General features: G+C 62.9%; 9 protein-coding genes. 2 read left to right on the top strand and 7 right to left on the bottom strand.

Annotated features, from left to right (window positions below; genetic code table 11):
* Positions 1 to 68 precede the first annotated feature (68 nt).
* Positions 69 to 320 (top strand): helix-turn-helix transcriptional regulator, encoded by a 252-nt coding sequence (locus FV226_RS25885; protein ID WP_147765177.1) that lies wholly within the window; start codon positions 69 to 71, stop codon positions 318 to 320.
* Positions 321 to 372: 52 nt separating this feature from the next.
* Here FV226_RS25885 and FV226_RS28805 read toward each other — a convergent pair whose 3' ends face one another.
* The 6 genes from FV226_RS28805 to FV226_RS25850 form a co-directional block, all read right to left on the bottom strand.
* The gene (locus FV226_RS28805; protein WP_246691741.1) at positions 373 to 1,641 is read right to left on the bottom strand and encodes a tyrosine-type recombinase/integrase; all 1,269 of its coding nucleotides are present in this window, start codon (positions 1,639 to 1,641) and stop codon (positions 373 to 375) included.
* A 227-nt stretch (positions 1,642 to 1,868) separates the two neighbouring features.
* Positions 1,869 to 2,132 carry a hypothetical protein gene (locus FV226_RS25870; protein WP_246691740.1) on the bottom strand — a complete coding sequence of 88 codons (264 nt, stop codon included), beginning with the start codon at positions 2,130 to 2,132 and terminating at the stop codon, positions 1,869 to 1,871.
* A 125-nt stretch (positions 2,133 to 2,257) separates the two neighbouring features.
* Positions 2,258 to 2,545, bottom strand: a complete 288-nt coding sequence (locus FV226_RS25865; RefSeq protein ID WP_147765176.1) for a ribbon-helix-helix domain-containing protein — start codon at positions 2,543 to 2,545, stop codon at positions 2,258 to 2,260.
* Entirely contained in the window at positions 2,542 to 3,195 is a 654-nt protein-coding gene (locus tag FV226_RS25860) for a ParA family protein (protein ID WP_147765175.1), read from the bottom strand. Before FV226_RS25860 ends, FV226_RS25865 begins: the two co-directional genes overlap by 4 nt.
* A gap of 287 nt (positions 3,196 to 3,482) precedes the next feature.
* Positions 3,483 to 4,607, bottom strand: a complete 1,125-nt coding sequence (locus tag FV226_RS25855) for a glycosyltransferase (RefSeq protein WP_147765174.1) — start codon at positions 4,605 to 4,607, stop codon at positions 3,483 to 3,485.
* A gap of 14 nt (positions 4,608 to 4,621) precedes the next feature.
* Entirely contained in the window at positions 4,622 to 6,064 is a 1,443-nt protein-coding gene (locus FV226_RS25850; protein ID WP_147765173.1) for a Hint domain-containing protein, read from the bottom strand.
* 391 nt (positions 6,065 to 6,455) lie between these two features.
* Here FV226_RS25850 and FV226_RS25845 point away from each other — a divergent pair, with 391 nt between their 5' ends.
* Positions 6,456 to 7,016, top strand: coding sequence for a peroxidase-related enzyme (locus FV226_RS25845; protein WP_281406058.1), 561 nt, complete (start codon positions 6,456 to 6,458; stop codon positions 7,014 to 7,016).
* A gap of 747 nt (positions 7,017 to 7,763) precedes the next feature.
* Here FV226_RS25845 and FV226_RS25840 read toward each other — a convergent pair.
* Positions 7,764 to 8,912, bottom strand: coding sequence for a DUF4214 domain-containing protein (locus FV226_RS25840; RefSeq protein WP_246691742.1), 1,149 nt, complete (start codon positions 8,910 to 8,912; stop codon positions 7,764 to 7,766).
* Positions 8,913 to 9,378: the final 466 nt, after the last annotated feature.

The raw sequence follows: 9,378 nt of genomic DNA, 5'->3' as shown, positions 1-9,378 counted from the left end.
TTTCATAGCATAGGTACCATGACCATGCGGCATACGTTTTACAGCCCGCGGAAGGGCGTGCAACTTGCATGAAACAAACGCCGAAATATCGCTCGGAGATACTCCAAAATCTTTCAGTCCACGCGGCATCTGCTCGTTCCGGAATGGGTTTATCATTGCCTGCCGCAGCACGTCTGCTGAAAACAGATCAGGGTACGATCGAAGATATTGAGTGGGGAAAAGATGTCCCCCTTTCTATTGAAAGCATCATCAATCTCGCGCGGGGGCTTGGATTGACTGATCTTGGGACGCCACGCGGCAAGCCTGCAGGATCGTTCTAAAATGGCCGGATACAAGAGACGGGCTCGTCGATAGACAAGTTACGGGTGCGAGTCATAAAAACCCGTTCCCCGAATGCCCCTTGAACGCATTCGCCCGGCGGATGTAGCCGACCACCGTCCGCGGGTCGCGGTGGCCCGACTGATCCATGATCCGGGCGAGGTCCGCGCCCCGCTCCGCCGCCGACGTGATGTAGCCGGCCCGCAGCGAATGCGCTCCAAACGTCGAGGCATCGAGTCCGGCCGCCGCCGTGTAGCGCTTCACGATGTCCGCGACCGCCTGTGTCGTGAGACGAGGCTCGGCAACCTGCCGACCCTTTGCGGCGCCAGCGTTGGAAGGTTGGGGAATTTCCCCACCCTTTACGTCTGCCTCCGAAGGCTGCCCAACTTGGGCACCCTTTGCGCGCTCCCCGCGAGGGGGGAGAAATTCATCCCCCTTTGAGGTTGCATCCAAAGGGCGCGCTAGTGGCGCACCCTTGTCGCTCTCCCCGAGGGGATGGCCAACTTGGCCACCCTTCGCGCTCGCATCCGAAGGCTGCGCAACTTGCGCACCCCTTACCCTCCCTGATCGCGACACCGGCCGGAACACCGGGCCATCCGTGATCCCAGCCGCTTCGAGCCATTCGCGCACCAGGGCAACCGGCCGAATGAAGCGGCCATGCGGTATCGCTTTCTCGAACCCCTGCCCTTCCTGATCCACCTTCGACCGGCGGACCATGACGCGCAGGCCCTCGGGATGGTCGCGGAGATCGGCCACGTCGAGCGCCACCAGTTCGGACCGGCGGAAGGCGCCAGCGAACCCGAGCGCCAGCAGCGCCCGATCGCGCTTGCCCGTCATGGTGTCAGGCGTCCGCATCAGCAGAGCCGCGAGGATGTCCGCGGTCGCGGCGGCCTTCTGCTTCGGCGCTACACCCACCTTGCGACGGGCGCCTTTCAGAGCGGCCCGCACGCCTTCATCCTCGGTCGGGTCCGGCAGCTTGGCGAGCTTGTGCGCGTATCGGATCGCGGCGCAGCGCCGACCGATGGTAGATGCCGAACGCCCCGCCTCAGCCTCATGGACGAGGAAGCCCGCAACGGCCTCAGGAGTCGCCGGCAGGGACCGAAACCCATACCGGGCGCACCAATCCTGAAACACCCGCGCGTCGGACGTGTAGGCCCGCACCGTCGCGTCGGCCTTGCTGGCGCGCTGGTACGCCTGGACGATCGCCGCGGCCTCGGCCGGCAGGCTGGCAGGAGTCGCAAAGTCTGCGACACCAGCGGGCAACGTCGGCGCCATTTTGGCGACCACGTCCGATGCAGGCGCCAAGCTGGCATCTGCATCCATGTCGCCAAGTTGGCGACTTGCTCGCTTCCCTTCGATCAAGTGGCCAACTTGGCCACTCGGTCCGGCCGGCGAGGCATCACCGTCATGGGGATACCTTTCGCCCGACCCGCGTGTGTCGCCAAGTTGGCGCCTTACGCGGGTATGCTCAGACCTCGGCATCGCATCCCCTCCCCGCGCCGAGCGCTTCCGCGATCATGTCGCCGGAGTACCCCGTCACAATCATCGGATCAGTTTTCCGGCCCGATTGTGGTGGCTCCGTCGAAGCGGCCCATCTGGTCGGCCAGTTCCTCGCACCACCCTTCCGGCAGATGGAAGCCACGCATCCGCGATCGGGCTTCGACGGCCGCCAGCACACGCTGCCAGTGCTCGGGTGAGATCTGCTGCACGTCGGCGTCGAGCCCGAGATTGCGGGCCGCAGCCGATGCGGCGTCACGGAGAGGCGCGAACACGTCGTCGGGTGAAGATAGCTTTGGCTTCATTTCTTCACCCATCTTGCGACCGCGCCTGTCCCAAACTTTCGAGAAGAACCCTTATCGAAAGCTATGCTCTTGCTGCCTCGATAGCAAGTGATCGTGTATGCTTAATAGCAGGATAGCGAGCGGTCGCGCTTTCCCGTTCACTTGCTATGGCGATTGACGAAGTCCCGGATCGCTTCCTCGCAAATGTCCTGAATGGTCCGATCGTGCTCCACCGCGATCATCTTGAGCCGCTTTCGGGTTGCGGCATCCACGCGGGTCAGGATCTGCACTCGGCTATCCTTCACGGCCTCACGCGCGGGTGCCGCCGCCGGCTGGGCTGGTGTCGCGGCTTCGGGCGCCCCCGGTGTCGAGGATGTCGGCGCATCCTTTCGGGCGAACCGGCTGGCGAGACTGTCGAGGGTCGGACGGTTCTTGGCGGCGCTCATCGTGATTTCCTCACAGGGGCGGACAGCAGGGCTTCAATCTCGCGCCATAGCGCCTCGACTTCGGACGCGGCCTTTCCGCCCGGCTCATGCTCGTTGACGGTCGAGCCCGTCAGGATCGCATGGGACATGCTCACGCGGTTGGCGACGACGGTCTCGGCTACTCTGGCTCCCATCCCGATCAGCGCAGCCCGTGCCTCGGCGACAATCGACGGCTCGCCCGATCCGGTCCGAGGTGGGGCATGGTTGATGACGGCCAACGGCACCTTGCCGACGCGATCGGCGAGCGCGAGCGTGGTCGCGACTGCCGCTAGGTCGAGCGGACCAGGGCGCGTCGGGACCACGACAAGATCCGCGACCCGCATCGCATCTAGGATTGAGTCCTCTGCATGCGGCGGCGTGTCGATGATGACGCGACGGATACCCTCCCGCCGCGCCGCCTCGATCAACTCAGGCAGCTCGCGCGCATCGGCCTCAATCAGGTTCGGCACGTCGGCTTGGCGAAGCTGGTGCCACCACGCAAGGGACCGCTGCGGGTCCGTGTCCAGCAGCAGAGCCGGCGAGCCTGGCGCAGAGGCTAGAACGCTGAGGTGCATCGAGAGCGTGGTTTTGCCGACCCCGCCTTTTCGGGCCGCGATCGTGATGACGTGCACGCGGGATACCTCGCAATCCAGATCGAGAGCGTTCGACGCATCAAGCCCGCAAGCTGTGCTGTCAACCTGCCCCTAAGCGGGCACGATCGCTCGCAATCCTGAAAATATGATTGCGAGCCTCAGAGCGATGTCGGAAGCTCGCAAGCTTGATAGCTCGATAGATTGAAAGCGATTGTTCTTGTGGTCCCTCTATCTTAGATCCCACCGACCAGCCGCGCCGCGGTTGGGTGTGCAAGGCCGGGCGCGCTGCGATGGCGTGGCTGCCTGGCGAACGCGGTACGGACTTGTCAAACTGGAGCAGAAGCCAGCTGGAGGCGGCTAGCTACGTCTGCAGCATAGTTGGCCCAGGTGCGCAGCGGACGTGCCAGTGCGGCGTTTGTCAGCTGGTCGATCAGGCTTGGCTCTGCCGCCAGTCGTGTAAGTGCTGCGGCGATCGCGGTGTCGTTAGCCATATCGGTCATCATCGTGCCACCACCTGGTGCCACCTCGGCCATTGCTGAGCCTGCGTGGCACAGGCACGGGCGTCCCAGCCATAGGCTCTCTAGCACCGGCATCCCGAACCCCTCGTCGTAGGACGGATACACGCTGACGTGGCACGCATCATACAGCTCAGCCAATTCGCGATTATCGGTTCGGGCGCGAGCCGTTGCGCCCCCAATCGTCATCAGCAACGCTTCAATCTCGGCATCGTGCTCGGGATAGCAGCCGCGACGCCCGACGAGCGTCAGTTTGATTTGAAGGCCGCCTCGGCTCTGCGCTAAGCGCACCCCGCGTAGCAGACGTAGTAAATTCTTACGCGGTTCCCAAGCTGCGACGGTCAGCAGCTGCAACGGATCGCCCGGCCGACGCTTGATTGGCGCCTCTTGCACGCGCGGCGTATCGGAAAATTGCCCGGGCAGAGGCACGACCATGATCGGTGGGACCGTCAGCCCCTCGGTTCTTAGATACGTACGCAGGTGACCAGCGACCAGATCAGTTGTGGCGAATATCAGGTCAGTTCTGGCGAACATGCGGAAGTAACGTCTGTACAACTTCTGCGCAGCTGCATCGTAGAGATGAGGCAACCGAACGGGAATGAGGTCGTGCACGATTGCCGCCGACCGCAGACCGTAGGCGCGGGCGAGCTGGATCGGATCAAGTCCCTCGCGCAAAACCGAGATCGGAATTTCAGGCAGTAGTAGCCAATCCGCAGCTAACTCGCCTTCAGCTGGCTTCGGTAGGCGCAGCAGACGACGCCCTGCATCCCAACCGACCGGAACGAGATCGGCGCCGCGCCGGACGAGTCCGTCCGCGAGTTGACGGGTGACACGTTGGATACCGGTCTCAAACGGCTGTGAGTCCGTCGTTTCGCACCAGTACAGGATGCGAGGTGAGGTGGCGCGTGCTGCGCCACCTCGTACATCAACACCCACAGGGCAGCTCGCCTTCAAGCTGCGTGACTGTGCTGTTCGTCTTGCAACGTATCGCTGGCCGTGGTCGCCGACATGACCCAGCGTGGGAGGGCGGCAGTCACGGGGTCGAGACGTAACACCACGGTACGCTCATCATTCGACCACAGCGCGGCGGGCAGCCGCGCTTGATCGGCAGTCCAACGTCGAAGTGAAGAACCATCGTGTTCGATTTCGTGGAAACCGACGCACAGCAGCGGGTCATCGAGCGCGACTACACGGGCGTCCCAACTGTCACCCAAACGGAGTTCGCTGCAGCGCAATCCGAGACGACGTGGGTCCGTGCTCATCCCTAGCTTGCTGGGGACCAATGCGGGTGAGCAAAGCCAAATATCACGAGCGCCCGCGGGGGCAACGAAGCGAGCAGTCGAGCCGCTCACTTCCGGCTTGATGCGCAGCCCGTCGGCGATAAGGTGGACACCGGCCCATGGATCGGTGACGGACAGATGCCATCCCTGCGCCGTGGCGAGAGCTTCGATGCGTTCCCGCGCGAAGGTCACGATTGCTCCGCTGTCGTGGAACGGACGGCAGAATTCGTCGTGCGTGCGTCCGGCGACATCGACATCAGGCTTCGCAGTCAGGTCGGTCACCGTGTCGCTGCTTGTGCTACGAGCGAAGAAACCGCGATTGCCCATGTCGAGATAGCTCTCGGCCGGCTGTCCTTCGGCCATCAGTAGATCATGGCTGTCGAGTTCGACGTGCCAGTAGGTAACGCTGTCTACGTCCTCCTGGACGATGGTCGAACCGTTGACCAGCACCGATGCGGGTATGAGCACTTCACCGAGTACGTCGAGGCAGATCGAATGGCCGGGCGAAACGACGAGGTCGCGGACCGGCTTATTCGTGCCGAACGCGCCTGCGCGGATGCGTACAGGCATGACGTCAGACGGCTGTGAGTGGCGCCCGCAGTTGATTGTACGGCTCCCGATCCAGCGGATCGGACGGAGGGTGCCAGAGGAGGTTATTGCGAGATCGCCAACAGACAGATCCTCAACCGCAACCTCACCCTGAGACGTACGGATCAACGTACCGGTGGCAAAGCAGACAGGGGCGGAGTAGCTGTTGAGCGATGTATCCCCATCGGACGTGAAACGAGTCCTGTTCTCCGTACCCGACCCAAAGACTTGGGAGTTCGAGAGGATGAGGCGCGTCGAGGAGCTGTCCGCTCCACTCTGCGTATCTGTAAACTGGATCATAGACGAGTTGTCGAACTGGGTCGCGTAGAACGTCGTCGTCGAAGATGTCGTGGCGCCCGGAAGAATACCAGTGACTGTTATGGGATCACCAGCAGCATTCACCGTTCCATTCACAGTAAGAGGATTTCTCGAAGCATCATCAATTTGGAAGGATGCGCTCGGAGCGCCATCGTCTGTGCCGGCGAAACCGGCCTGGTAGACGGTGTTATTAAAGGTGGTAGCCATCAGCGCTCCCCAAAATCCCTGCAGGACAATCGACCTGACAACAAGTCGAACGTCTCTTTTTGCAAAGAGCCAACGCTTGCATCGTTGGCTTCAGTTGGAAGCATCAAAAATTGGCTAGCTACGTCAATGGATGATCATCCCGACAGGAGCCGGGATAAATTGGCAACTCTCACCGTAGCGATTATTCCCGAACAGTCTCTAAGTGAAACTCTCGACAGAGAGTGCCTTATTTGCCACTGTTAATAAGTGGCAAATAAGGCATGCGGTCGGCCCATAGGATCAGGCGCGGCTACCCACCTGCATCATCATCGTGCGCCCCAGAGTGATCCGCGGCCTCGCCCTCGGCACGAGACAATCCAAGAGGAACACGGTGCCGGAAAACGAACACGCAGTGGTCAGCCGCTACCCCGTGCCGTCGATCGAGGACATGCCCGAGGACATCAAAGCGCGCATCCTGGCCGTGCAGGAAAAATCCGGCTTCGTGCCAAACGTGTTCTTGATGTTGGCCTACCGCCCCGACGAGTTCCGGGCATTCATGGCCTACCACGACGCTCTGATGGAAAAGGACGGCGGGCTGACCAAGGCGGAGCGAGAGATGATTATCGTCGCGACGTCCGCTGCCAATCAGTGCCAGTATTGTGTGGTTGCCCACGGCGCGATCCTACGCATCCGCGCTAAGAACCCCTTGCTGGCCGATCAGGTGGCTGGAAATTTTCGTAAGGCGGACATCACCACGCGCCAGAAGGCGATGATCGAGTTCGCCATGAAGGTCTCGCAACACGGGCATCTCGTCTGCGAGGCCGATAGCGTGGCGTTGCGTGAGCACGGCTTCAGTGACGACGACATCTGGGACATGGCCGCCATTTCTGCGTTCTTTGGCATGTCCAACCGGATGGCCAACTTCACCAGCCTTCGGCCCAATCCGCAGTTCTATATGCTGGGTCGCTCGTAGCAGACCACTCCTACAGCTCTCTGAAAGCCATCGGGACAGCCGACGCAGGCAAGACCGAATGTCTGCTCTTGGGTGATAGACAAATCTCTGCAATCCACCCTTTGCGGACCTTAGGATTGCCCCGCCAGGATAGCCCGAGCCTCCTCGCCTGCGGCGGGCTTCGGCTTCCCGATCATGGCGGCAATCTCGGCATGGCAGGCAGCCAGCGCTGCGTGAAATGAGGAAGCTGGCTGTCGGACGTTTACTGGACTTATATAAATCGTACGAACACACCATATTCGCAAAGATCATTCTCGCGGGGAGGGCGATTGATGCGCGGTGTCATTGCGACAGTGTGGCTTGTCCTAGCCGTTGTACCCACCGCGCCCGTATCTGGTAAGACGCCACGAAAGGCTGAGAAAAGTCAGAGCATCGAGAGCCTTGATACATCGAGTCAAGATCGCGAGAAGAGGGCTTCGCAAGCTGCCAAGGAGCAAGGCGTTCGCGACTTGAAATTTGATGCGGCAGTAGCGAAGGCGACAAGCTCCATTTGTACAGGGTGTCAGTCTGCCCCAAGGCCGCAACGTACGAAGTCGCTGCGCGCATCGCCGAGCCGACCTAGCAGCGATTGAGGCATCGCCTGGTAGTGGTCGCGCACTGTCGGATCAGGTTCGGCAGGGCAAGCGGTCGTCACGCCCACGAAAAAGCCCGGCGCAGCGGGTGCTGGCCGGGCTGAGGCTCGTCGGAAGTCGAGCGGCAGGCGCTGGCTTACCCCGCGAGATGGAAGCCCTGTTCAATGACCCCAACTAGGTGGATCTGCGCTTCCGGGCTTTCCGCGATCTCCAGCGCCACGGTCGCCCGCGATACTCCGTGTGCCAGTTGGTCCAGGTAGAAGGTCTGACCACCAGCATCCGGTGCCCGGCCGAGTGCGCCCGCATAGAGACCGTTGACGAAGGCGAGTGCGGTGCCATTCGAATGCGTGCTGGCGTACTCGGGCGAGTTGATAATCGCTGCCGCCGTCTGATCAAGCCGGGCCGCCTCGCCGGCTGCACCCCCGCCGCCGTTCTCGACGAAGGCCGAGAGAGCCTGCAGGCCGCCCGCGTCCGGTGCCCGGCCGAGCAGGCCGTAGTACAGCCGTGCTACGCTCGCCTCGGATGCATCAGCCACGAACACGCCGGTGCTGAAGGTTGAGGCGTTGACGTTCTGCGCCTCCTGGCTCGTGGCAATCTGCACCGCCACGGCGGCCTGCGAGACGCCCGCGTTCAGCTCGTTGGTGAAGTTGGTGAGGCCGCCGCTGTCCGCCGTGCGATGCAGCAGGTTCGTGTACAGCCCCTGCACGTAGGCGGTCGGGTCCGTGACCGGCGCGCCGCGCTCGGGTGAGGCCAGCAGCGCGCTTGCCACCGAAGTCAGGCTCGTCCCGCCCTGCACCGCCCCTGCGAACGCCTCAAGCCCGAGCGCGTCCGGCACGCGGCCGAGCAGCGCCTCGTATAACGCGTAGACACCGGCGGCGGGGCTGGTGGTGCTGTGCTCGATCGTGCCGAACAGCGGCTGGTTGGCAAGCTGGGGCGCGCCCGTACCTGTCCCCATGCCGCCGCCTTGAGGCGATAGGACGATGTCGACGCTGGCGATGGCGCCCAGGCCGTTGCCCTGCTCGCGGTAGGTGAAGTGGTCGGTGACGCTGCCCGAGGCGGGCGCCTTCGTCGCATCGGGCGAGTAGGTGAACGAGCCGTCGGCAGCGAGCACCAGCGAGCCGTACCTGCCCGCCACCGCCTGACCGGTGTTGCCGACCGTGTCGTTCACCCCCACCACTGTGAGCGTGCCCCCGCCCGCGAGCGTGTCGTTGGCCAGAACGCCTGCCGCCTTCGTGACGACAAGCTGCGCACCGAACAGGCCGGTGTAGCTGTCGTTGACCGCCACAGGTGCAGCAGTCGTGCCGCCACCCTGCTGCGGTGGCACAGTTATAAGACTGAGTCGGGCGCCGCCGGCGCCATCGTCGGAGACGAGGAAGCGGTCGTTGGCACCTGGTGCGAAGCTGGTGTCGAAGTGCAGGGTATCGGTAGTCGCGCCGTTGGTCACAGTCAGCGTGTGCGTGGCCGCGTCGTAGCTTGCGGAAGCACCGGCAGCCGTCAGACCACGCAGGTCGATCGTGTCCTCGCGGCCGAAGCTCGTGAGGACGTTGGCGACGTTGCCGTTGGCGTCCACCTGAAGCGTCTGCGCGCCGTTAGCGAAGGTGATCGCTCCCGTGCCGGCCGATGTGATGATCCTCCCCCGGTTCCACGGACACCTCTGATACGCTCCTTGCGGGCGGGGAAGGTGTTTGATGGCAAAGACGAGACGCGAGTTCACGCCCGAGTTCAAACGCGAGGCGGTAGCGCTGCTGGAG

It is taken from the genome of Methylobacterium sp. WL12 (assembly GCF_008039475.1).
Taxonomy (GTDB): domain Bacteria; phylum Pseudomonadota; class Alphaproteobacteria; order Rhizobiales; family Beijerinckiaceae; genus Methylobacterium; species Methylobacterium cerastii.
This window is presented reverse-complemented; position numbering and strand designations above follow the sequence as displayed.